The sequence below is a fragment of the Aliiroseovarius sp. PTFE2010 genome (genome assembly GCF_049943335.1).
GTDB lineage: Bacteria > Pseudomonadota > Alphaproteobacteria > Rhodobacterales > Rhodobacteraceae > JBNFVY01.
In genome coordinates, this window is the sequence record NZ_JBNFVY010000002.1 from 44,784 (window position 1) to 64,043 (window position 19,260).

Here is a 19,260-nt window from a genome sequence, read left to right on the forward strand (position 1 = left end):
TTAAAAGGTTACGGAGAGATCGGCGCGGTGGTCCATACGCCTTGTCCCGGCGGCTCGTGGTGTCAGAGCGCCGGGCCAGTAATTCGAAAAATGATCGAAGCCATCCGTGTCATGGGCGCGGTTATAGGCGCGGGCCCGAGCAAGGGCAAGCGCTGGCTGGGGCGGCGAATCCCGGCGGGTTTCAGCGCCAGCTACATGTCGGCAATCCGTCAGCCAACCGTCTGCCCAGCGTCGGCGATCCGTCGGACTTTTGACGGGCCGGATGTCGGGCAAAATGTCTGGCAAAATGTCTGGCAAAATGTCTGGCGCGATGTCTGGCGCGATGTCTGGCGCGATGTCTGGCAAACTGTCGGGCAACCTGTATGACAGGAAAAACGCTCAGGTATTGCCGCCCCCGCCGACGTTCCCGTCGACGTCCCCGGCCCCTGCCCCGCGCCCCACGCTGGGAAACAATCCGGTCAGCGCGCGTTGCAAGAGCGAGGTCACGCGCGGCCGTTTCAGGCGGCGGAACGGCAGCGGGCGGCAAACCTCGATCGCGGCAATCCCGACACGCGCGGTCAGCGCCCCGTTCACCACCCCTTCACCGAAGCGGCGCGACACCTTGGCCAGCGCCCCGCCCCCCGCAAGCGATCCGATCAGATCATCGCCAACCGCCACCGCGCCGGTCGCAACCAGATGGGTGAAGACAGCGCGGGTCAGGCGCCAATTGCCCAGCGCCCCCGAGCGCCCGCCGTAGATTTCGGCAATGCGGCGGATCATGCGCAGATTGGCGGTCAGCGCGGCAAGCAGATCGGCCAGCGCCAGCGGAACAATGGCCGTCACCGTGGCAACCTGGCGCGCGGCAGCTTCGACTTCGCGCCGCGCCAGGGCATCAAGGGGCGCCAGCAGTTCGGATTCGGCCAGGCCCAGCACCGCATCGGCGTCGAACTGTTCTTCGTCGCGTTCGCGAAAGCGCGCCAGGCCCCATTCGACTTCGGGGCGCGCGGCGTAAAGCGTCTTGAGCTGGTCCGTCACCGCGCGCGCGGCGCTGGTGTCATTCGCGCCGATGGCAGCGTCTGCCTGGGCCTGCAGCCGGTCCAACCGTTTGAGCCGCGCAAAGGCCGACAATTCGCGGATCGCCAGCCCGGCGCAGACCAGCAAGAACGCCAGAACCAGCACCGCGGCGATGGCGCCCAGAACCGGGTTGCGGTCAAGCAGGGAAAAGGTGAAATCCCACGCCAGCAGGCCGGCAGCAAAGGTGAGAATGGCCAAGAGCAGTTGCCAGAAAGCACGCACCAGCCGGTTGGGGCGGCGCGTGGCAATGGCCGCAACGGTTTGCATGGCGCGCCCTTCGGGCTGCGGTTCGGGGACCGGGGCGGCATCGGCCGGGCTGGGGGCCGGGGCGGTTGGGTCGATGTCGAAAAGGATGGGGCCTTTGGCCATGGCTCAGGGCTTTCGGTGCTTATTTTGGGGCGTTCGGGGCGTTTTTGGGTGCGTTCGGTGTGTTTGGCGCGATGGGACGGGCGCGGCAGCCCTGTGTGTCCGGCGCGCGCAGGGCGCGCCCCCGCAAATTTCACAAGACAAAGACAGCATCAAAGCTTGTCCCCGATAAGAAAGTCGGCGGCGCGGTCCAGACGAATGTGCGGCGGGCCTTCGCCGGGGTTGAGCGTGATGCGTTGGGGCAAAAAGCGCATCGCCTGAAAATCGCCGTCAAGCCATTTGGGCGCGCCCGCACGCGCCGGGCCAAGCAGCACATTGGGGTCTGTGGGCAGTTCGCCCGGATAAAAGGCGGCCTGTTTGTCGCCGGTGTCGGTGGCGATGCGCCCGCGCACCACCGGCAGGTCGGCGCCGTCATGGGGCAGCATGTCTTCGGTGGTGGCGCGCAAGGCGGCAAGCGACATGGCTTGGGTTTTGGCGCCCGCGAAATCGGCGCGGCGGCGGGCGTCATCAACCAGCGCATCCATGATCGCCGTCAGTTGCCCGTGCTGGGTGTGGTGAATGTGATCCGCCTTGGTGGCGGCGAACAGGATACGTTCCACACGTTTGCCGCGCACAAGCTGGCCAAGCAGCGAATTGCGCCCCGGGCGAAAGGCGGTCAGGATATCGGCCATGGTCTGGCGCAGATCCTCTAGCGCGCGGGGCCCGGCGTTGATCGCGCCAAGCGCATCGACCAGCACGACCTGCCGGTCAAGCCGCGCAAAGTGGTCGCGAAAAAACGGTTTGACGACGCGCGATTTATACGCCTCGTAGCGGCGCTCCATCTCGCGGTAGAGCGAGCCGCGCTTGGCCCGCTCTACGCCCGAAAGCGGGGCAAAGGTCAGCACGGGCGAGCCTTCGAGTTCGCCGGGCAAGAGGAAGCGCCCGGGGGTCAGATCAGAATAGCCGGCGCTGCGGGCCGCGTGCAGATAGGCGGTAAAGGCCGTGGCCAGCGCCTTGGCGGTCGGTTCATCATGATCGCTGGCGGGATCGGGCGCGAGCGCCAGGAAGGGCTTGGCGCTGTCGCGCTGGGCCATGCGGGTCAGCACCAGGTCGGACCAATCGGCATAGCTGCGATCAAGGAGCGCAAGGTCCAGCAGCCATTCGCCGGGGTAGTCGATGATATCTAGGTGCACCACCCGCGGGCCCGACAGACCCGACAACAGCCCGCTGGGTTGCACCCGCAGCGACAGGCGCAGCTGCGAGATCTGGCGCGTGCCTTCGGGCCAGTGGGGCGTCGGGGCGGTAAGCGCGCCGTAGTGGTCTTCGAAGGCAAAGCGCGGGATCGTATCATCGGGCTGGGGTTGCAGATAGGCGGCCTGGATCAGCGGCGCGGCAGCAAGGCCGGGCATGCGCGCGCGGTCCATCAGGTTGGCCACCAGCGAGGTGATAAAGACGGTCTTGCCCGCGCGGCTAAGGCCGGTGACCCCAAGGCGGATCACCGGTTCGAACAGCGCCTCGGACACCGTGGACTGCACGGTTTCCACAGAGCGGGTCAGCGCGTCGGCAATATCGTTGATGATCAAGTCTCTGGCCCTCGCCCGCTTCCTGGGGACAACATAGGCGCTTGGGGGCGTGCTTGCCAGTGGGCGCGCGCGGCGATACATGGCGGGCATGCCCCGTTATGCCCTTCAGATCGAATACAATGGCGCGCCCTTTCATGGCTGGCAGCGCCAAAAGGCGCATCCGTCGGTGCAGCAGGCGCTGGAAGAGGCGCTGCGCCGGCTTGAACCGGATGTGCCGTCGATCGCGGCGGCGGGGCGGACAGACGCAGGGGTCCATGCGCTGGGTCAGGTGGCCCATTGCGACATGGGCAAGGCGTGGCAGCCGGCGCGGCTGGCCGGCGCGATCAATGCGCATCTGCGCCCCCTGCCGGTGGCGGTCGTGCAATGCGCGCCGGTGGCGGACGATTTTCACGCGCGCTTTGATGCCCATGAACGGCGCTATCTGTTCCGCCTGGTCGCGCGCCGCGCGCCGGTGACCCATGACGCAGGGCTGGTGTGGCAGATCGGACATGCGCTGGACGCGCGCGCGATGCAGGCGGGGGCGGACCGGCTGTTGGGGCAGCATGATTTCACGACCTTTCGTTCGACCATGTGCCAGGCCGACAGCCCGGTCAAAACGCTGGACGCGCTAGAGGTCAGCGAACACCCCTACCCCGGCGGGCGCGAATACCGGTTCGCGGTGCGCGCGCGCAGTTTTCTGCACAATCAGGTGCGCAGCTTCGTGGGCACGCTCGAACGGGTGGGCGCAGGGGCGTGGACGCCCGATGACGTGACAGCGGCGCTTGACGCGCGCACGCGCGCGGCCTGCGGGCCGGTCTGCCCGCCGCAGGGGCTGTACCTGGCGGGCGTGGGCTATGATCCGGATCCCTTCGCCGGCGCCGCCGGGGTGTAGAGGCGCGAAACAGGCGCGCGGTGCGATGCACATTTGTCGTCTCGAAAGCGACACAATCCTGCCCCGATGTGATGGAATACGTGGTCCGGCACCGCAAAGTGCACCGCAAAAGACACCGCTACGGAGGACGCGCCATGGACCTTTCGACAATCACTTTCGACCAGATTGCAATGGCCGTGATGGGCACCATCGCCCTGCGCGAAGCAATGATCATGGTGTTGCCCAATTCGATCGCCGGTCCGGGCGGCTGGCTGATCGACACGGCACCGGGCGACGTGTCGAAAGCCTGACCCGCCGCACCCGATTTGCTGCCCCAGTTTACCGGCCCGCTTTACCGCAACCAGCGCGGCGCCCTAGGCGCGCGCCCTATCATGTGCGCCGGATGGCGGGCATCTGGGTGAAGTGCACTGAGGATGACGGGCACGGCAATTGTCGGGCTCGGCAAGACACGGGCACTGCAAATCTCAGGTACTGCAAATTATGGTCACTGGGGATGACGGGCACGGCGACCTATTGGCACCGGGGATCGCGGCCCAGCGGATAACAGGGTCAGCAGATCACGGACAGAACCGATGGCCGGCGCAACGAATTGCGCCGCACAACTGAAGGCGGGCACTGCGGATGACAGGCGCAACGAACGGCGCCGCACAACCGAACACGGCGCGGCGGATGGCCCGGTCAGAGCAGTTCGCGCGCGGCCAGATTACGCATCAGCACCGAAATCCCCGCCCGCCACGGCGCACAGTTGTGCGCTGCCACCACCGGATTTTCCAACGCCCCCAGCATCGGCGCGCTGATGCGCACGCGATCCCCGACCTCGTGATGGCTGCGCCCGATACCTTGCGTCATGCACGGCGCAAAGGGCGTGCCGGAAAACAGCATCATGCCATCGGGAAAACCGCGTTCGCTGGACAGAACCTGCGTGACCTGATCCAGCGGCGAGCGCAGCATCCCGCGCAGGTGGTACCGGTCTTGAAACACCGGCTTCCCCCCCGCGCTGACCTGAAAATCCAGATGCATGTCGCTTACGTCATCCAGAGTAAAAACGCCGTCGAACAAGCGGATCATCGGGCCGATCACGCAGCCCGACAGGGTATCCTTGTTCAAATAGGTCCGCGCCAAACGGTCCGACACCTGCGGGCGCGTGCTGACATCGTTGCCCAGCGCAGCCCCCAGAACATCGCCGCGCGAATTGACGGCAAGAACGATTTCGGGCTGCGAGCTGGCCATCTGCCAGTCGCCCGACAGCGGCACCGGTTGCGCATGGCCGATCGCCGACAGCACCGGGCGATTGCCGAGGGTTGCGGCGTCAAGCCCCAGAAATTCGCGCAGCTCATCGAACCAGCAGTCCTGATCCTTCAGCGCGGCGACAGTTGTTTCCAGCCGCTGGCCCTTGCGATGGGCGGCAAAGGCCCGGGTGATCGGATCACGCCGATGGGCCATGAATTCGCGCTGCGCACAGGGATCGCTGCCGGCGCGGATTTCGGCCAGCCAGCCCAGGATCACCTCGACGAAATTCCCGAAGGTCGCCTTGATCACCTGCAGATCGCAGGGCGGCAGCCACGCCAGCGAACTGCCCAGATCCCCGACATCGCCGATCCGCACCCCCCGGACCGAGGTCACGAACTTCAGCGGATCCGGCTGTTCAAGCACATCGCGAACGGTTGGCGCGCGCCGCGAGGTGATTTCGAACACTTCGCCGTCACGCATGACAACCACGCTGGGTCCGATACCATAGCGTTCGACACGCCCAAGCCACACCCCTTCGTCTGGCAATTGGGGATCCACGGCATGGTCGTCGCTGGGTCGGGGCGCTAGCATGCCCTATCTTGGCACTGCGTCCGCTGCGCGACAATCTGTCCTTTCAGACAGTTATTTGGACATTTATCCGATGATTTCGAATTTGTTGACGTCGACCAACCCGCGATCCGTGATCTTGAGATTGGGGATCACCGGAAGGGCAAGGAAGGCCAGTTGCAAAAACGGCTCTTCCAGCGTGACACCCAGCGCGCGCGCCGCCCGGCGCAGATCGCGCAGCCCGTGCTCGACGGTTTCGAACAGGTCCAATGACATCAGCCCGGCGACCGGCAGCGCCAGTTCGGCCAGGATCTTGCCGCCCTGCGCCACCACGAACCCGCCTTCGATATCGGCCATGCGGTTCGCCGCCAGCGCCATGTCGTCGTAATCGGCCCCCACCACGGCGATGTTGTGGTGATCGTGGCAAACGGTGCTGGCGATGGCGCCGCGTTCCAGACCAAAGCCGCGCACGAAACCATTGGCAATATTGCCGTTTTTCCCGTGCCGCTCAATCACGGTGATACGGATCAGATCGCGGCTGGGATCGGGGCGCTTGTCGCCGTTTTCCGGCGCAATCTGCTCGGTCAGGTGCTGGGTGATGATCTTGCCTTCCACAATGCCGATCACCGGGGTTTCGGCGCGATTACCTGTGGCGCGAAAGTGGTCGGGCGTGACGGTGGGCGCCTTGACCGACGCGCGCCCGACCGGGTCGATCAGATCGCGCGCGCCAAAGCTGGCGTCATTTGCCACCTGCCCCCCGGCCAACACCATATGCGCGCGGCAGTCTTCCAACGGCCCGTCGAGCATCACGATATCGGCCCGTTTGCCGGGCGCAATCAGCCCGCGATCCTTCAGCCCGAACGCTTCGGCCGCCGACAGGGACGCGGCGCGGTAGGCCGCCAGCGGCGGCGTGCCCAGCGCGATCAGCGTGCGGATCATGTAATCGAGATGGCCATATTCAGCGATGTCCAGCGGATTGCGATCATCGGTGCACAGGCACACATAGGGGGCAGTGCGATCGGTCAGGATCGGGGCCAGCGCGTGCATATCCTTGGACACCGACCCTTCGCGGATCAGCAAGCGCATCCCCTTGCGCAGCTTTTCCAGCGCTTCCTGGGCGGTTGTCGCTTCATGTTCGGTGCGGATGCCGGCGGCGATATAGGCGTTCAGATCCTTGCCCGACAGCATCGGGCAGTGCCCGTCGATATGGGCCCCATCAAAGGCGTGCAGCTTGGCCATGCAACCGGGGTCCTGGTGGATCACGCCGGGAAAGTTCATGAATTCGGCCAGTCCGATGCCCGACGGGTGGCCGCGCAGTGCGCGCAGCGCGTCGGCGTCGATTTCGGCCCCGGCGGTTTCCATGTGGGTCGACGGCACGCAAGAGCTGAGCTGCACCTTGATCGACATGATGGTGCGCAGGGCGGCCTCTTGGAAATAGCGGATGCCGTCCGGGCCGATCACGTTGGCGATTTCATGCGGATCGCAGATGGCGGTTGTCACGCCGCGCGGGGTCACGCAGCGATCGAATTCGAACGGGGTGACAAGGCTGCTTTCGATATGCAGGTGGGTGTCGATGAAGCCGGGGACAAGGATGCGCCCGCCCGCGTCGATCACCTGCGCCCCGTCATACGCAGCGCAGGTCCCCACGATGGTATCGCCGCAGATCGCGACATCGCCGTCCAGCAGATCGCCGGTGACCAGATCGAGCACCCTGCCCCCCCGGATAACCAGATCGGCGGGGTCGTCGCCGCGGCCTTGAGAGATACGGGCGGACAAATCGGACATGGGGTTGGCTCCTGCTGGGATGATACGCCCAGAATGAGCAGTGCCGCGCCGGGTGTCCAGCCCGCGTGGCGGGGGATCAATCCTGCGGGGCGGTGGATCAGCCCTGCGGGGCGGCGCGGCGCGCTTCGGCCTGCGCGATGGCGGGGCGCAGATCGGCCACGTCCAGCAGGTCGGGGCGGATGTCGCGCAGCGGCAGGATATGGTCAACGCCCGCCTCAACCAGATCGCGCGCGGTGTCCAGTGGCAGGGTGTCGTAGGACATGGCCAGGTAGTGCGTGCCCTGCCCGCGCGACCGGGTCAGCCGCGCCAGCGCCGCCATTTCGCCGGGCGCGCCAGTCAGATCGAAGACAATGATGTCATGCCGGTTGACCGAGGCCACCGATCCGCCCGTTGTGCCACCTGCCATATCGATCAGGCTGGCGGTTCTAGAGGTCACGCGCGCCCCGCGTTCGCCCTGCAGCGCGTGACTGACCATGCGGTTGATGCCCTTGTTCGCGCTGATCACAAGGATCGACGTCTGGTCCATAAACAGCTCGGCCGGGACAGACGGGCGCGGTGTGGGCCGGGGCGTGGGCCCGGGATCTGTGTCGGTATCCGTGTGGGTATCGGGGGCAGCGGCGCGGGTATGGGTCATCATGGCAAACTTTGGGTTTGGCTGTGGATGTCAGTGAATGTCTGGTGATACCGTCGCGCGCAATCGGGGCGGAACTGGGGCGTTTGCAAGGCGATATTAACCAAGTTTCACGCAAACGGGCCGCGCGGCGGACCCGTCCGCCCAGCCCGCGCACTGCCCACGCCCAGCGCCGCGCACAGCCCCGCGCACTGCCCGCGCGAAACTGGCGCAACGATGCAACGGCTGCAGGGCAATTGCGCCGCGCACGGACAATGTATTGAAACACACCCGCCCGCTTTGCATATAAACCCCACAACAAAAGAGCAGAGCCGTTCCATGAAAATCGCCGTGGCGGGCCTCGGGTATGTCGGGCTGTCCAACGCCATCCTCCTCTCCCAGAACAATGATGTGGTGGCCATCGACATCGCGCAAGAGCGGGTCGATATGGTCAACGCGGGCGAAAGCCCGATCATCGATTCCGACTGCGCGGCTTTCCTGGCGCGTGGATCCCTGCGCCTGACAGCCACCACCGACCCGTCCCAGGCCTATGGCGGGGCCGACTACGTGGTGATCGCGACCCCCACCAACTATGACCCCCAGACCAACGCCTTTGACACCACCACCGTCGAAGCGGTGGTCGCGCAGGTGCGCGCCATCAACCCCGATGCGATCATGGTGATCAAATCGACCATCCCGGTGGGCTATACCCAGGGGCTGATCGCCAGCACCGGCTGCACGAACATCATCTTCAGCCCCGAATTCCTGCGCGAAGGCAAGGCACTGCACGACAACCTGTACCCCAGCCGCATCGTGGTGGGCGAACGCAGCGCGCGCGCCAGCACCTTTGCCGACCTGCTGGTCCAGGGCGCACAGAAAGACGACATCGCGGTGCTGTTCACCGGCCCCTCTGAGGCCGAGGCGATCAAGCTGTTCGCCAACACCTACCTTGCCATGCGCGTGGCCTATTTCAACGAACTGGACAGCTATGCCATGGCCTATGGCATGGACAGCAAGCAGATCATCGAAGGCATCGGGCTGGATCCGCGCATCGGCGCGCATTACAACAACCCGTCCTTCGGCTACGGCGGCTATTGCCTGCCCAAGGACACCAAGCAGCTTCTGGCCAACTACGACACCGTGCCCCAGAACCTGATCCGCGCCATTGTCGATGCCAACCGCACCCGCAAGGATTTCATCGCCGACCTGATCATCGCCAAGCGCCCGCGCGTGGTGGGGGTGTACCGGCTGGTGATGAAGGAAGGGTCGGACAATTTCCGCCAGTCCTCGGTTCAGGGCATCATGAAGCGGGTCAAGGCCAAGGGCATCAAGGTCGTCGTCTATGAACCGACGTTCGAGGGCGACGAATTCTTCGGCTCGAAGGTCACGCGCGATCTGACCAGTTTCAAGGCGATCAGCGACGTGGTATTGGCCAACCGGATGCACCCCGACCTGGGCGACGTGCACGCCAAGGTCTTCACCCGCGATCTGTTTGGAACCGACTGATGCGCAGCGCACTTGTCACCGGGGCCGCCGGCTTTATCGGCTTTCACCTGATCCGGCGCCTGCTGGGCGACGGGTTCCGCGTGATCGGGGTCGACAGCCTGAACGATTACTATGACGTGGCGCTGAAGGAACGGCGTCAGGCGCAGTTGCTGCAATCGCCCAACTATCGCGCCGTGACCGGCAAGGTCGAAGATCCCGGCCTGCTGATGGGCCTGATGGCCGAAGAAACCCCGGATGTGGTGGTGCATCTGGCCGCGCAAGCGGGCGTGCGCTATTCCATCGACAATCCAAGGGCTTACGTCGAAGCCAACCTGATCGGCACCTTCGAATTGCTCGAAGCCGCGCGCGCCCATCCGCCTGCCCATTTGCTGCTGGCTTCGACCAGTTCGGTCTATGGCGCCAACACGCTCATGCCCTATAGCGAAACGCATAAGGTCGACACGCAGATGTCGTTTTATGCCGCGACCAAGAAATCGAACGAGGCGATGGCCCACAGCTATGCCCACCTGTTCGATCTGCCCACCACGATGTTCCGGTTCTTTACGGTCTATGGCCCCTGGGGGCGCCCCGACATGGCGCTGTTCAAATTCACCAAGGCCATTCTGGCGGGCACGCCGATCGACATCTACAACCACGGCAAGATGCAGCGCGATTTCACCTATGTCGAAGACCTGGTCGAAGGCATCCGCCTGCTGATCGACACCCCGCCCCAGCGCCCCGAAAATGGCGCCGTCCCCGAAGGTGACAGCCTGTCGCCAGTGGCCCCGTGGCGCGCGGTCAACATCGGCAATTCCGACAGCGTGCCGCTGATGGACTTCATCGCCGCCATCGAAGAGGCGACGGGGATCCAAGCCAAGAAGAACTTCATGGAAATGCAGCCCGGCGACGTGCCCGCGACCTGGGCCGATGCGACGCTGCTGAAAACGCTGACGGGCTATGCGCCCAAGACCGACGTGCGCACCGGCGTCAAAGCCTTTGTCGATTGGTACCGCGACTATTACCAGGTCTGAAAAAGGTCTGAAAAGGGGTGCAGCGCCCGCCCGATGAGGTGAAAGCAGGCGCTGCGGGCACATCTGGGCTGTGCCACCCCTTCGCAAGCACCGGCTTGGGGATGCCGGATCTTTTGCACCGGACCGTCTTCGAACGCGCGTGATTGCACGGTGATTGCACGGTGATTGCACGGTAAATGCACGGTGCGCGCCGGCGTCCGACGGGTCGCGGGACAGGGTGACGATAGGTCATGCGGCAGCGCAGCAGAAATCAGATTTTCGTGACCCGGCGGCCTGGGGGCGTGGGGGTCGGCAGGACTCAGCCGATGATGCGCAGGAACAGGCGGCGCGGGATCAGCCAGCCACTGGTGAACAGCCATGAAAAGGGCCGCGGAAAGCTGGTCTGAAAGCGGCCCGAGCGGATCGCGCCCATGACATGATCGGCGGCTTTTTCGGGGGCCATGATCTGGGGCATGTCAAAGTCGTTCTTGTCCGACAGGCGGGTCTTGATAAAGCCGGGGTTGGCCAGCTGGACGGTCACGTTGGTCTTGTGCAAATCGGCATGCAGGTTGCCCGCAAGGTGCATCAGCCCGGCCTTTGAGGCATCATAGCCGATAGCGCCGGGCAGGCTGCGAAACCCCGACAGCGACCCGATGATCACCACGTGGCCCGCGTCGCGTGCGGCCATATCGGGCACCACGCGGCCCAGAAGGCGCACCGCGCCCATCAGGTTGACGTCGAACATCGCTTCGACCTTTGCCGTGTCCCAGTCGCGCGTGGCGAGCGGTTCGTAATTTCCCACGCACCACAGCAGCGCATCGACCTGGCCCGCCTGCGCGACGGCCTGATCGACCGATGCGGTGTCGGTGACATCCATCGGCACGACCTCTGCGCCGCCCAGGTCTTGCGCGACCGCGTCCAGCTTGTCCCTGGAGCGGGCAGACAGCACCACCTGCGCGCCCTGCCCGGCCAGTTGGCGCGCCAACGCGGCGCCCAGCCCGTGGCTGGCCCCGACGACCCACCAGCGTTTGCCTTGGAACGGATCAGGCATGGGCAATCTCGACTTGCACCACGTCGGTCTGGCCGGTGGCGAAAGAGGCCGCGCAAATTTCAAGATAGAACTGCCAGTTGCGCAAAAAGGCCCGGTCCAGCCCCATCGCTTCGATCCTTGGGCGCTGCGCCATCAGACGTTCAGCCCAGATCCGGCAGGTGCGCGCGTAATCCTGCCCGAAGGCGAAATTGTCGCGCACGGCCAGCCCGGCCTGTTGCGCCTGATCCGCGATCACCTTGTCCGACAGCAGCATGCCGCCGGGAAACGTGTACTGGCGAATGTAATCGGACCCGGCGCGATAGGTCGAAAAATAGCGGTCCGGCACGGTGATGGCCTGCACCACCGCGCGCCCGCCTTCGGCCAGCCGCGCCTTGAGCGTTGCGAAATAGCTGGGCCAGTACCGCTCGCCCACCGCTTCGATCATTTCGATCGACACGATATTGTCGAAGGTGCCTTCGGATTTGCGGTAATCCAGCAACTCGATCCTGGCACGTCCGTCCAGGCGCGCATCGGCATAGCCCTTTTGGCTGGGCGAAATGGTGATGCCGGTCACATCGCGCCCGCTTTGCGTGGCGTGATCGGCGAATCCGCCCCAGCCGCAGCCGATCTCAAGCACGCTTTCGCCCGGCCCCAGACGGCTGAGCACGCGGTCATACTTGCGCCCCTGCCCGCGCTGCAGATCGGTGTCGCCATCGGCAAACAGCGCCGAGGAATAGGTCATCGAAGGGTCCAGCCATAGCTGGTAGAATTCGTTGCCCACATCATAGTGGCTGCGGATGTTGCGCGATGCGCCGCGGATCGAATTGGCCCGCAGGATCCGGTCAACGGTGCGGAATTTGACGGTGTTCCAGACGCTGGGATAGGCGTAGTCGGACATCTGATCGAGATTGCGCAGCGCCACGCTCACCACGTCTTCGATCGACGGCGTATCCCACAGCCCGGCCACATACGCTTCGCCCAGACCGACATCGCCGCGTGCGGCCAGCGCAGTCACCGTGGCCCAGTCGTGGATCACCATGTGGGCCTCGGGCGCGCCCTGGCCGAAGTGGTGGGTATCGCCCTCGGGGGTGGTCAGGGTCAGGCTGCCGTTTGTGATGCCTGCGCAGGTTTCCAGGAAATCATGCTTTACGCGGTTGGTGACGAAGAGCATGGGCTCACCTCTTGTTCGGGGGGCTGGGGACGGGTGCGATAGCGCGCGCCCTTGAGTTTCAGGCGCACGGCCTGCCAGTAAATCAGCGCGATGGTCCGGATGGCCCCGTAAGGGCGGCGCAGCGCCGCGCCAAGGATCACCCGGTTCGTCAGCGGCTGGCGCTTGCCGGCCAAGGTGGCCAGAACGCCCTGACGGCCATTGCGAAAATCGATGCGGATCGAAATCGCATCGTCCGTCACATCGAACTGGAACGCATAGGTGCCGGCGATGTCCTGAAACGGCGACACATGCATCACCTTGCGCGCCTCGATCCGGTCGGCGCCGGTCAAGGGCGACAGGTCTGGCTTGTGACACAGGTAGAAATGGCGATCGCCAAAGGTGTTGTTCACCTCGGCCAGAACGGCGCGCAGGCCATGGCTGTCCTGCGCCAGCCAGAAGCTGACCGGGTTGAACGTCCGCCCCAGAACGCGCGGCTGGGTGATCAGGCGCAACCCTGATATGGCGCCCTGCGCCACCCCGGCGGCGCGAAAGGTGCGGCGCGCGAATTCGGCGCCCTGTACGCCCTGTGTGCCCTGCGCGCCCTGTGAACCCTGGGCCGCCTGTGAACCCTGGGCCCGGCTGCCGTAATCCCTGGAGCGCAGAGAAAACACGTTCCACCCATCGCGCGACCACAGCGCAGGCCCGCCCGCGGCGTCCGGCGACACCAGGACATAGTCGAGCGCATAGGAAAAGCTGTGCGCAACATCGCCCCGGCGCCGATGAAACGTGGTGGCGCGGATATGCTCGGGCCGGCTCATGCGCGCATCAGCGCGGCCGGGGCCGCATCCATCTGGCGCACGACGCGCACGGCCGACGCAAAGCCGTCTTCGTGGAATCCGTGGCGCAGGTAGGCCCCCGCGAACCAGGTCCGGTTCTGCCCCTGGATCGCGGCAATATCACCCTGCGCACGCATTGCCGGGCCGTCGAACACCGGGTGGCGAAAGGTCTTTTCGTCGTAAATCAGATCCTCGCGCACCGGCACGGACGGGTTCAGCGTGACGAACAACGGGTCGTCCTGCGGTATGTTTTGCAGGCGGTTCATCCAGTATGTCACCCCTATCGCGGGCTCTTGTCCCACGCTTTCGGATTTGTAGACCCAGCTGGACCATGCGCCCTTGCGCCGTGGCATCTGGCCTGCATCGCGGTGCAGGATCGCCTGATTGTCCTGATATTTCAAGTCACCCAGCGCCGCGCGTTCGCTTGGGGTGGGCTGGGCCAGCAGACGCAGGGCATCATCGGAGTGGCAGGCAAAGATCACGTCATCGAACCGTTCGGGCGTGCACCCCCGGGCCTGCACGGTCACGCCCAGCGGATCGCGCTGAACCGATTGGACCGGCGTTGCGGCCCGCAATTCGACCCCCAGCCGGGCCAGATGCGCGCTGAGACGGCGCACATATTCGACCGAGCCACCGTCGACCGTCCACCACTGGTGCTGCCCGCTGGCGCTGAGCAGCGCATGGTTGCGAAAGAACCGCACAAGGGCGCGGGCGGGAAAGCGACCGACCTCGGACGGGGGGGTTGACCAGATCGCGCCGCAGATCGGCAACAGGTAATAGCGGCGGAACCACGACCCCAGGTTCATCTGTTCGATCAGCTCATCCGTGGTCAGATCGGCCGCGTCGCTGACCGCTTCGGCCTGCGCGTTGAAGCGGGCAATGTCGCGGATCATGCGCAGGAACTTGGGGCGCCCCAGATTGGACGGTTGCGCCACCACCGCGCGCAAATCCCGCAGCCCGTATTCCACCGTGCCGTTGTCGATGGTGGCGCCAAAGCTCATGTCCGACTTGGCGACAGGCACGTTCAGATCGTCGAACATGCGCGTCAGATGCGGATAGTTGACGTAGTTGAACACGATGAACCCGGTATCGACCGGCTGATCGCCCCGCAGCCCCGCGGTGACGGTGCGCGCATGTCCCCCCAGCGTCTTACCGGCCTCGAACAAGGTGACCTGCGCGTGATCGGCCAGCAGATAGGCAGCCGCCATGCCCGAAATGCCGCCGCCGACAATGGCGATGCGCCGCGCGGGCACGAAGGGGGGATGAATGGTCATGAGCGCTTCCAGTTATTGATATCCCAACGGATACGCCGCCCGCGCGCTGGCGGATCAATTCGCAGGAATAATTCTGATCCGGCTGGCCATGCGCGCCGTAGACTGGTTATGATTATGACAGAGCATAGCCCCGACGCGCCGCCGCATCACCTTGTCCGGCCAAGGGCGGCTGTCGTTGTCCGCCCGCGAAAGGCCCCCGTGAACGAGCCAACCAGACAAGCGTATTCCGAACAAACCGATTGGATGCTGGCGGTTCGCGATCAGCGCGACCGGGTCGCCTTTGGCAAGCTGTTCGACTATTACGCGCCCCGGGTCAAAGGCATCATCATGCGCAAGGGAACGTCCGATGCGCAGGCCGAAGATATCGTTCAGGATGTCCTGCTGACGGTCTGGCACAAGGCGGCCCAGTTCGACCCGCACCGCGCACAGGTATCGGCCTGGGTGTTCCAGATCGCAAGAAATCGTCAGATCGATGTGATCCGAAAGGAACGCCGCCCCGTACCCGAAGCTCTGAAAGTCGAAGAAGATCTGGAACCCGATGCGTCACAGATCGTGGCCTTGGAACAGGAAACGGAAAAATTGCGCGCCGCGTTGCAGGCGTTGAACCCCGAGCAACGCGACATGGTCGAAAAGGCCTATCTGGGTGAAATGACCCATTCGGACATCTCCGAACAAACCGGGTTGCCGCTGGGCACAATCAAGTCGCGCATACGGCTGGGGATGGAACGCCTCAGGCATGAGTTGAAAGGAAATTACACGTCGTGACGGATATCCAGCATCATATTTCCGAGCCGCTTTTGGCGGCCTATGCTGCGGGCAACCTGAGCAAGCCGTTCGAACTGGTGGTCGCAGCGCATGTGTCGATGTGCGACACCTGCCGCGCATCGCTGAGCGCCCACGAAAGCGCGGGCGGCGTGGTGATGGATGCCACAAGCGCGCCGGTATCGGACGATCTGAAGGCGCGGGTCTTTGACGGGCTGGACGCTGATTTCCTTGCCCCGGCCCCGCCAAAGCGTCAGGGCATCTACCCCGGCCCCATCGCCGAGCTGTTGGGCACCAAGCCCCCCAAGTGGTCGTCGCTGGGCCTGGGGGTCAAACAGTCCATCCTGCACGATGACGATCATGGCAGCGCCCGCTTGCTGCTGATCCCGCCCGGCCAGGCAGTGCCTGACCACGGCCACAACGGGCTGGAACTGACGATGGTGCTGCAAGGCGCCTTCCACGACGAAACCGGTCACTTTGGCGTTGGCGATGTTGAAACGGCCGATCACGATCTGGAGCATACGCCGATAGCAGATGACGGTTTGCCCTGTATCTGCCTTGCCGCAACAGACGCGCCGCTGCGGTTCAACAGTATGATCCCGCGGCTCTTGCAACCGTTTTTCCGGATCTGAGCGCCAGCACCGCAGCCCAATGTTCGCGCCGATCCCGCCGCCGGCAAGCGCATCGCCGTTTGGCCGTTCCAGCCCGGCGGATGAATAAAAAGGGGGGGTGGTAGCGGAGGAGGGACTTGAACCCCCGACACGCGGATTATGATTCCGCTGCTCTAACCAACTGAGCTACTCCGCCAGAGTGTGCGGCTAGGTAAGCGACAGGGGCGTGGGGGTCAAGAGGGTTTCGCGCGAAAACCACAGCGAATTATCGGCAGTACGCGCCCGAACGGTAGTGCGCCGTATCAAAGTGAAAATGGTCAAGGTGAAAGCGGTTGGCCTTGGGGCCCAGAACGGTTCCAAAAGGTCCGCAGGCGGCCTTGTGGACCTTGCGCAGGGGGCGGGCATAGCGGGGCTGATTCCAGCCATCCAGCACGGTGACCAACGTGCCATCGCGCAGGTAGAACCCTGAAATGTCGATCGCGCGCCCGCGCCCGTGCTCTGAAATCTTGGCGCCGGGCTGGTTGTTGCGCGTGCGACAGGCATAGCCCGCCGCGACCTTCAGTTTCACCAGCCCGCCGCCCTTTTTGCGAAACGCGGGCTTGGCGGCCTTGTCGACCCAGTTACCAAGCGCGCGTGCGGTCGGGCAATCCATGGTTGCAGGGGTCGACAGCGCCACGCCAGATACCGCCGTGACGCGCACAGGGTTATCAACGCCGCACCCTGCCAGCCGGCCCGGAATCGGCGGCACGCTGACGCCCTGGATGGATTTCGCGCCGCAGATCTTGCCCGCCTGCCCTTTGATCGCCGCTTTGGGCGGCTGGGACTTGGCGCCACCAAAAATCTTGCGCAGCCCGTTCGGGCGCTCTTGGGGGCGCGGGGCGGTCACCCGCGGCGCAGGCGCCACGAAGGCGCGCGGCGGCGCGCTCGGAGCGGTGCGCAAAACGTCGAACGGGCGCGGTTTGGGTGCGGGGGACGATGTGATCGTGGCCAGCGCGGGCGGGGCAATCAGCAGGGCCAGACAGGCGGCATATGCGGCCCTGCGGATCACTGCTTGGTCACCCGCCCGAAATCAGGGGCGTCGGTGTCCTGGCCCGCTTCGATGATACCGCGGCGGATGGCCCGTGTGTGGGTGAAATAGTCGAACAATTCATCGCCATCGCCCCGGCGAATGGCGCGCTGCAGGGCAAAGAGTTCTTCGGTAAAGCGCCCCAGGATTTCCAGCGTCGCGTCCTTGTTGTTCAGGAACACATCGCGCCACATGGTCGGATCGCTGGCGGCAATCCGGGTAAAGTCGCGAAACCCGGCCGCCGAATACTTGATCACTTCGCTGTCGGTCACGCGGCGCAGATCATCCGCCACGCCCACCATCGTATAGGCGATCAGGTGCGGCGTGTGGCTGGTGACGGCCAGAACCAGATCGTGGTGATCGGGGTCCATTTCATCGACATTTGCGCCCATGCCTTCCCACAGCCTGCGCAAACGGTCCACCGCGGCGCGGTCGGTGCCCGCGACGGGGACGATCAGGCACCACCGGTTGTCGAACAGTTCGGCAAAGCCCGAACGCGGGCCCGAATGTTCGGTCCCGGCCAAGGGATGGGCGGGGATGAAATGCACGCCGTCGGGGATCCAGGGCCCCACCGCTTCGATCACCGCGCGCTTGACCGATCCCACGTCGGTCACCGTCGCGCCAGGGGCCAGGGCGGGCGCGATTTCTTCGGCGACGCGGCCCATGGCGCCCACGGGCACGGCCAGCACCACCAGATCGGCGCCATCGACCGCGTCAGCGGCGCTGTCACACACCCGGTCGACCAGACCAATTTCGCGCGCGGTATCGCGGGTTTCGGCGCTGCGGGCATAGCCCGTAATTTCGCCCGCCAACCCCGACCGCCGCATGGCATGGGCCATCGACCCGGCAATCAGCCCCAGCCCGATCAGGGCGACACGTTTGTAGACATGGCTCACTTGACGATGCCCTTGAACTTGGCGATCGAAAACGCCACCCGGCGGCACGACGCTTCGTCCCCGACGGTGATGCGCAAACACTGCGGCAGCTTGTACCCCGCGACCCGCCGCACGATGACGCCCTGCTCTTTCAGATAGGCATCACAGGCGTCGGCTTCGGCCTGATCATGAAAACGGGCCAGGATGAAATTGGCACAGGACGTGTCTGACGGGATGCCCATTTCGGCCAGTGCTTCGGCCAGCCACGCCCGCATCCGGGTGTTTTCCGCCCGGCACTTTTCCACATAGGCCCGGTCGCGCATGGCCGCTTCGGCGGCCGCCTGCTGGATTTCGGACAGGTTGAACGGCCCGCGGATCCGGTTGAGCACGTCGATGATCGCCCTGGGCCCATAGCCCCAGCCGATCCGCAGCCCCCCCAGCCCGTAAATCTTGGAAAAGGTCCGCGTCATGACAACATTTTCGTTCGATTCGACAAAAGACGCGCCCCCGTCGAACCCTTCGACATATTCGGCATAGGCCCCGTCCAGAACCAGGATGCACTGATCGGGCAGCCCCCCGGCCAGGCGCGCGACTTCGTTCCCGCCGATCATCGTGCCGGTGGGATTGGCCGGGTTCGCGATGAACACAAGACGTGTGCGATCGGTCGTGGCGGCAAGGATCGCATCGACATCCACCGTGCGATCATGTTCGGGCACCTCGACCGGCGTGGCGCCGGCCGCCCGCGCACTGATCTTGTACATGGAAAATCCGTGTTCGGTATGGATCACCTCGTCCCCCGGTCCGGCATAGGCCTGACACAGCAGGTGAATGATCTCGTCCGATCCGACACCGCAGATGATGCGCCCGGCGTCCAGCCCGTTCACTTCGGCGATGGCGGCGCGCAACGCGGCGTGATCGGTGCCCGGATAGCGGTGCAACTGGTGCACCGACTTGGTCACCGCTTCCTTGGCCTTTTCCGACGGTCCGAACGGGTTTTCGTTCGACGACAGTTTGACCACGTCAGAGACGCCGTCGACGGTGCTCTGGCCCCCCACATAGGGGCTGATATCCATGATCCCGGGTTGTGGTTCGATCGTCATGCACGGATCCCTTCCAA

General features: G+C 64.8%; 19 protein-coding genes and 1 tRNA gene. 7 read left to right on the top strand and 13 right to left on the bottom strand.

Features of this window, described 5'->3' with window-relative positions; genetic code table 11:
- The first annotated feature begins 90 nt into the window (after positions 1–90).
- Positions 91–366 carry a hypothetical protein gene (locus tag ACP2AV_RS04040; RefSeq protein ID WP_426371404.1) on the top strand — a complete coding sequence of 92 codons (276 nt, stop codon included), beginning with the start codon at positions 91–93 and terminating at the stop codon, positions 364–366.
- Positions 367–378: 12 nt separating this feature from the next.
- Here ACP2AV_RS04040 and ACP2AV_RS04045 read toward each other — a convergent pair whose 3' ends face one another.
- Positions 379–1,422, bottom strand: coding sequence for a YcjF family protein (locus tag ACP2AV_RS04045; protein ID WP_426371405.1), 1,044 nt, complete (start codon positions 1,420–1,422; stop codon positions 379–381).
- Positions 1,423–1,571: 149 nt separating this feature from the next.
- Positions 1,572–2,981 (bottom strand): YcjX family protein, encoded by a 1,410-nt coding sequence (locus tag ACP2AV_RS04050; RefSeq protein ID WP_426371406.1) that lies wholly within the window; start codon positions 2,979–2,981, stop codon positions 1,572–1,574.
- 88 nt (positions 2,982–3,069) lie between these two features.
- Between ACP2AV_RS04050 and truA the strand changes: the two genes are divergently transcribed.
- Both truA and ACP2AV_RS04060 read left to right on the top strand, forming a co-directional pair.
- Positions 3,070–3,852 (top strand): tRNA pseudouridine(38-40) synthase TruA, encoded by a 783-nt coding sequence (gene truA, locus ACP2AV_RS04055; RefSeq protein ID WP_426371407.1) that lies wholly within the window; start codon positions 3,070–3,072, stop codon positions 3,850–3,852.
- A 134-nt stretch (positions 3,853–3,986) separates the two neighbouring features.
- Positions 3,987–4,142 carry a hypothetical protein gene (locus tag ACP2AV_RS04060; RefSeq protein ID WP_426371408.1) on the top strand — a complete coding sequence of 52 codons (156 nt, stop codon included), beginning with the start codon at positions 3,987–3,989 and terminating at the stop codon, positions 4,140–4,142.
- Between the two features lie 388 nt (positions 4,143–4,530).
- Here the strand turns inward: ACP2AV_RS04060 and ACP2AV_RS04065 are convergent, their stop codons facing one another.
- The 3 genes from ACP2AV_RS04065 to ACP2AV_RS04075 form a co-directional block, all read right to left on the bottom strand.
- Complete coding sequence (locus tag ACP2AV_RS04065) at positions 4,531–5,673, bottom strand: fumarylacetoacetate hydrolase family protein (protein WP_426371409.1); 1,143 nt, start codon at positions 5,671–5,673, stop codon at positions 4,531–4,533.
- Positions 5,674–5,736: 63 nt separating this feature from the next.
- Positions 5,737–7,434, bottom strand: coding sequence for an adenine deaminase (gene ade / locus ACP2AV_RS04070; RefSeq protein ID WP_426371410.1), 1,698 nt, complete (start codon positions 7,432–7,434; stop codon positions 5,737–5,739).
- Between the two features lie 97 nt (positions 7,435–7,531).
- Positions 7,532–8,071 carry a hypothetical protein gene (locus tag ACP2AV_RS04075; RefSeq protein ID WP_426371411.1) on the bottom strand — a complete coding sequence of 180 codons (540 nt, stop codon included), beginning with the start codon at positions 8,069–8,071 and terminating at the stop codon, positions 7,532–7,534.
- A gap of 312 nt (positions 8,072–8,383) precedes the next feature.
- Between ACP2AV_RS04075 and ACP2AV_RS04080 the strand changes: the two genes are divergently transcribed.
- On the top strand, positions 8,384–9,550 hold the full coding sequence (locus ACP2AV_RS04080) for a nucleotide sugar dehydrogenase (protein ID WP_426371412.1): 1,167 nt from the start codon (positions 8,384–8,386) through the stop codon (positions 9,548–9,550).
- Positions 9,550–10,560 (top strand): GDP-mannose 4,6-dehydratase, encoded by a 1,011-nt coding sequence (locus ACP2AV_RS04085; RefSeq protein WP_426371413.1) that lies wholly within the window; start codon positions 9,550–9,552, stop codon positions 10,558–10,560. Before ACP2AV_RS04080 ends, ACP2AV_RS04085 begins: the two co-directional genes overlap by 1 nt.
- Before the next feature lie 298 nt (positions 10,561–10,858).
- Here the strand turns inward: ACP2AV_RS04085 and ACP2AV_RS04090 are convergent, their stop codons facing one another.
- From ACP2AV_RS04090 to ACP2AV_RS04105, 4 genes are read right to left on the bottom strand one after another with little or no spacing between them, the layout of a single operon-like run.
- Positions 10,859–11,590, bottom strand: a complete 732-nt coding sequence (locus ACP2AV_RS04090) for an SDR family NAD(P)-dependent oxidoreductase (RefSeq protein WP_426371414.1) — start codon at positions 11,588–11,590, stop codon at positions 10,859–10,861.
- A complete protein-coding gene (locus ACP2AV_RS04095) occupies positions 11,583–12,740 on the bottom strand; it encodes a class I SAM-dependent methyltransferase (RefSeq protein WP_426371415.1) in 1,158 nt (385 codons plus the stop codon). Before ACP2AV_RS04095 ends, ACP2AV_RS04090 begins: the two co-directional genes overlap by 8 nt.
- Positions 12,716–13,537, bottom strand: coding sequence for a DUF1365 domain-containing protein (locus tag ACP2AV_RS04100; protein ID WP_426371416.1), 822 nt, complete (start codon positions 13,535–13,537; stop codon positions 12,716–12,718). Before ACP2AV_RS04100 ends, ACP2AV_RS04095 begins: the two co-directional genes overlap by 25 nt.
- Positions 13,534–14,829: an NAD(P)/FAD-dependent oxidoreductase gene (locus tag ACP2AV_RS04105; RefSeq protein ID WP_426371417.1), complete on the bottom strand. Its 1,296-nt coding sequence runs from the start codon at positions 14,827–14,829 to the stop codon at positions 13,534–13,536. Before ACP2AV_RS04105 ends, ACP2AV_RS04100 begins: the two co-directional genes overlap by 4 nt.
- Before the next feature lie 114 nt (positions 14,830–14,943).
- On the opposite strand from ACP2AV_RS04105, the gene ACP2AV_RS04110 reads away from it, so the two are divergent.
- Positions 14,944–15,594 (top strand): sigma-70 family RNA polymerase sigma factor, encoded by a 651-nt coding sequence (locus ACP2AV_RS04110; protein ID WP_426371418.1) that lies wholly within the window; start codon positions 14,944–14,946, stop codon positions 15,592–15,594.
- A complete protein-coding gene (locus ACP2AV_RS04115) occupies positions 15,591–16,223 on the top strand; it encodes a ChrR family anti-sigma-E factor (protein ID WP_426371419.1) in 633 nt (210 codons plus the stop codon). The genes ACP2AV_RS04110 and ACP2AV_RS04115 overlap by 4 nt, the downstream gene beginning before the upstream one ends.
- A gap of 98 nt (positions 16,224–16,321) precedes the next feature.
- On the opposite strand, the gene ACP2AV_RS04120 is transcribed toward ACP2AV_RS04115, so the two are convergent.
- From ACP2AV_RS04120 to hisC, 4 genes are all read right to left on the bottom strand, one after another.
- A tRNA-Met gene (locus ACP2AV_RS04120) sits at positions 16,322–16,398 on the bottom strand.
- Positions 16,399–16,467: 69 nt separating this feature from the next.
- A complete protein-coding gene (locus tag ACP2AV_RS04125; RefSeq protein ID WP_426371782.1) occupies positions 16,468–17,247 on the bottom strand; it encodes an extensin family protein in 780 nt (259 codons plus the stop codon).
- Positions 17,247–18,164 (bottom strand): prephenate/arogenate dehydrogenase family protein, encoded by a 918-nt coding sequence (locus ACP2AV_RS04130; protein WP_426371420.1) that lies wholly within the window; start codon positions 18,162–18,164, stop codon positions 17,247–17,249. Before ACP2AV_RS04130 ends, ACP2AV_RS04125 begins: the two co-directional genes overlap by 1 nt.
- Positions 18,161–19,243: a histidinol-phosphate transaminase gene (gene hisC, locus ACP2AV_RS04135; RefSeq protein WP_426371421.1), complete on the bottom strand. Its 1,083-nt coding sequence runs from the start codon at positions 19,241–19,243 to the stop codon at positions 18,161–18,163. The genes ACP2AV_RS04130 and hisC overlap by 4 nt, the downstream gene beginning before the upstream one ends.
- Positions 19,244–19,260: the final 17 nt, after the last annotated feature.

Excerpts from the sequence above, each read along its gene's own strand:
- ACP2AV_RS04040 (WP_426371404.1), top strand. The coding sequence starts at position 91 with ATGATCGAAGCCATCCGTGTCATGGGCGCGGTTATAGGCGCGGGCCCG.
- ACP2AV_RS04045 (WP_426371405.1), bottom strand. The coding sequence starts at position 1,422 with ATGGCCAAAGGCCCCATCCTTTTCGACATCGACCCAACCGCCCCGGCC.
- truA (WP_426371407.1), top strand. The coding sequence starts at position 3,070 with ATGCCCCGTTATGCCCTTCAGATCGAATACAATGGCGCGCCCTTTCAT.
- ACP2AV_RS04060 (WP_426371408.1), top strand. The coding sequence starts at position 3,987 with ATGGACCTTTCGACAATCACTTTCGACCAGATTGCAATGGCCGTGATG.
- ACP2AV_RS04065 (WP_426371409.1), bottom strand. The coding sequence starts at position 5,673 with ATGCTAGCGCCCCGACCCAGCGACGACCATGCCGTGGATCCCCAATTG.
- ade (WP_426371410.1), bottom strand. The coding sequence starts at position 7,434 with ATGTCCGATTTGTCCGCCCGTATCTCTCAAGGCCGCGGCGACGACCCC.
- ACP2AV_RS04075 (WP_426371411.1), bottom strand. The coding sequence starts at position 8,071 with ATGATGACCCATACCCGCGCCGCTGCCCCCGATACCCACACGGATACC.
- ACP2AV_RS04080 (WP_426371412.1), top strand. The coding sequence starts at position 8,384 with ATGAAAATCGCCGTGGCGGGCCTCGGGTATGTCGGGCTGTCCAACGCC.
- ACP2AV_RS04085 (WP_426371413.1), top strand. The coding sequence starts at position 9,550 with ATGCGCAGCGCACTTGTCACCGGGGCCGCCGGCTTTATCGGCTTTCAC.
- ACP2AV_RS04090 (WP_426371414.1), bottom strand. The coding sequence starts at position 11,590 with ATGCCTGATCCGTTCCAAGGCAAACGCTGGTGGGTCGTCGGGGCCAGC.
- ACP2AV_RS04095 (WP_426371415.1), bottom strand. The coding sequence starts at position 12,740 with ATGCTCTTCGTCACCAACCGCGTAAAGCATGATTTCCTGGAAACCTGC.
- ACP2AV_RS04100 (WP_426371416.1), bottom strand. The coding sequence starts at position 13,537 with ATGAGCCGGCCCGAGCATATCCGCGCCACCACGTTTCATCGGCGCCGG.
- ACP2AV_RS04105 (WP_426371417.1), bottom strand. The coding sequence starts at position 14,829 with ATGACCATTCATCCCCCCTTCGTGCCCGCGCGGCGCATCGCCATTGTC.
- ACP2AV_RS04110 (WP_426371418.1), top strand. The coding sequence starts at position 14,944 with ATGACAGAGCATAGCCCCGACGCGCCGCCGCATCACCTTGTCCGGCCA.
- hisC (WP_426371421.1), bottom strand. The coding sequence starts at position 19,243 with ATGACGATCGAACCACAACCCGGGATCATGGATATCAGCCCCTATGTG.